The organism is Rhodococcus sp. 14-2496-1d, assembly GCF_002259365.1.
Classification (GTDB): domain Bacteria; phylum Actinomycetota; class Actinomycetes; order Mycobacteriales; family Mycobacteriaceae; genus Rhodococcoides.
This window is the reverse complement of the sequence record NZ_NPFV01000029.1, coordinates 129234-132063: the sequence shown is the minus strand read 5'-3', so window position 1 is coordinate 132063 and position 2830 is coordinate 129234. Positions and strand designations below refer to the sequence as shown.

The 2830-nt window shown below is 62.3% G+C and carries 2 protein-coding genes; one reads left to right on the top strand and one right to left on the bottom strand.

The genetic code is table 11. The annotated features are described in order from the left end of the window. Nucleotides 1-100: 100 nt before the first annotated feature. Entirely contained in the window at nt 101-697 is a 597-nt protein-coding gene (locus CH296_RS22100) for a hypothetical protein (RefSeq protein ID WP_032398095.1), read from the top strand. Between the two features lie 53 nt (nt 698-750). Here CH296_RS22100 and pabB read toward each other — a convergent pair whose 3' ends face one another. Beyond that, nucleotides 751-2823 (bottom strand): aminodeoxychorismate synthase component I, encoded by a 2073-nt coding sequence (gene pabB, locus CH296_RS22095; protein ID WP_094685765.1) that lies wholly within the window; start codon nt 2821-2823, stop codon nt 751-753. Nucleotides 2824-2830: the final 7 nt, after the last annotated feature.

Here is a 2830-nt window from a genome sequence, read left to right as displayed (position 1 = left end):
CGATTGGTGTGTTCTTCACGTCGAAGAGCACATCTGCGAATACCATCGGCATTCGGCACGAATGCCGCCGAAGGCGAATAACCAACACCAGGGGACATAAGTGAAACTGATCAGAACAGCAACGGTAGCGGTGGCGTTGACCGCTGCGGTGGCCACCGGAGCGGGCCATGCTGTGGCAGACCCGTCGTCGGACACGGTGAACTACGAGACGTCGGTCAACCCCGACGGAACGGTCACCACCATCCTCGATGCCGGACTGTTCCGGGTCGACGCCACAAGCGAGACCGTGTCCGTCATCGACCAGGCCGGTGCCACGCTTGCATCTGTCCCGCTGGAGTACACCGTCAACGGCACCGTCTACTCGATCGCACCGCTGATCGGTGCCGAGGGTCGCGAACTGACGTTGACTCCGCAGACGGTTCCCGTCGCCGACGTCGCCGGTCCGCGGACCAAGCAGCAGGCGTTCGACAACATGGTCAACCAGCTCGCGATCGGCTGGAACAATGGTGGTGGTGTCGGCACGGCGATCGGCGCAGGCCTCGGTTTCGCTATCGGCTGTGTGTCGATCTTCCCGAACTTCATCTCCGGGTGCATCATCGGAACCGTCATCGGTACGGTCGCGGGCGCAGTCATCGGTACCAGCAACGGAAACCCGCAGGCTCAGCCTGCAGTGTTCGAGTACTTCACCACTCCGTAGGCACGTCGACCCCGAGTCGGGGAGTGTCGAACAGCGGGTAGGGCGTCAGTGCCCTACCCGCTGTTTTCGGTTCTTCCGGTCAGCGCGCGGCGCATCGACACAGCCTTGACCATGGTCTCCTCGAACTCCTCGTCGGGATCGGAGAGAGCGACGATCGCGCCGCCGACGCCGTACGTCACTTCGTGTTCGGTGGCCACGATCGTGCGAATGACGATCGAGAAATCCGCGGTGCCGGTGATCGAGAAGTAACCGATGGCACCCGAGTACACCCCCCGCGGTCCGTCTTCGAGCTTGTCGATGATCGCCATCGTGCGGATCTTCGGAGCTCCAGTCATCGATCCACCCGGAAACGCAGCGCGGATACAGTCCGCGGCCGACGCGTCGTCGCGCAGGCGCCCACGGACCGTCGAAACCAATTGGTGTACGGGAGCATAGGTTTCGACATCGAACAGCTTCGGCACGTGCACCGACCCCGGCACGCAGACCTGGGCGAGGTCGTTGCGCACCAGGTCCACGATCATCAGGTTTTCGGCCTTGTCCTTCTCGTTCGCGACGAGATCGGCCTTCAGTGCGTTGTCTTCCTGCGCGGTGGCTCCGCGAGGACGAGTTCCCTTGATCGGCTTCGACTCGACTATGCGGTCGGCGTCGATGCGCAGGAAGCGTTCCGGAGACGCACTCAACACCGACAGCTCGGGGAACTTCAGCAGGGCGCTGTACGGAGTGGGGTTGATTTCGCGCATGTACGAGTAGGTGGCGGTCGCGTCGATGGAACCGGCCACGGTCGCCGTGTTGGTCAAACAGACCTCGTACGTCTCACCGGAACGAATCTCGGCAAGACACTGGGAAATCAGATCGAGGTAGTGGGCACGGTCGTGGCGTAGGCGGGGTTCGAGCGACCGATCGGCTCCGAGCAAGGGAGTGCCGGAGGCAGGCACACCCGGACGCTTGTCGGGGGCGACCTTTCGGGACAGACCATGCAGGGTATCGGTGACCGAGTCGAACCACGTCGCCAACACAGGATCCCCGGGGGTGGTGGCCAACCCCATCAGATAGAGGGTGCCTGCCTCGTGGTCGAACACCAACGCGCGGTCTGCGAAGACCATCGACGCGTCGGGAGTCGCAGAGGTGTGCACCAGTTGCCCACCGGTGTCGGCCTTGAGTTCGTAGCCCAGGTACCCCACGTAACCGAGACCGAAAGCGAACGGTAGGTCGTGCCGAGGGGGAGTGGCCCGCTCTCGTAAACGGTCGTCGATGTAGTCGAAGAACGTCGAGTGAATACGCTCGGTCGTACCGTCTGGACCTTGCACGGTCACCGTGGTCTCGGCTACCGAATAGGTCACGTACTCCGCGTGGGGACCCGAGCAGTCGCCCATGACGGTGAATCTGCAGTCGGGTTCGAGAGCCGCGCTGCCGTCCAGCCAGAAACTCTTCGAGCCGTCCGCGAAAAGAGCTTCGAAGACCTGCTCGGAGTCGAAAGCCCCCTCCAGCGAACGTGTTTCGATGGTGAACATCGAATCCTGAGTACGCGCATCACTCGATGCACTCGATCGAGCCAACGTCAGATCGCGGAAATTCGCGAGTAGTTCGCGGCCGTATTCGGTGCTGATCGACTCGGGATGGAACTGAACTCCCCACATGGGCTTGCTGCGGTGACGAACGGCCATGACCAGTCCGTCGGGCGTCCACGCGACTTCCTCGAAGTCGGCAGGGGTGCGGGTTACGACGAGTGAGTGATATCGCACCACCGAGTACGGCGACGGAATCCCCTCGAACAGATCCACACCCGTATGGGTGATGTCGGTGATCCTGCCGTGCATCGGCGCGGGCGCGAGATCCACACTGCCACCGAACAGATGACACAGACCCTGATGCCCGAGGCACACGCCGAGTATCGGTAGACCCGACTCGAGTATCACGCGGGCACTGATCCCGAAGTCCTGCTCCACATCCGGACGCCCGGGACCGGGCGAGACCACGACGTTGTCGTAGGCGTCGAAATTCAGCGACGTCCACTCGACGTCGTTCTTGACCACAGTGGGCGGTCGACCGTTCACCTCGGTCAGAAGGCTGTACAGGTTGTAGGTGAACGAATCGTAATTGTCCACCAGGAGCGTATGGATCGTCATCGGAGTG

Coding starts and splice junctions, on each gene's coding strand:
- pabB (WP_094685765.1), bottom strand. CDS start 2,823: ATGACGATCCATACGCTCCTGGTGGACAATTACGATTCGTTCACCTAC.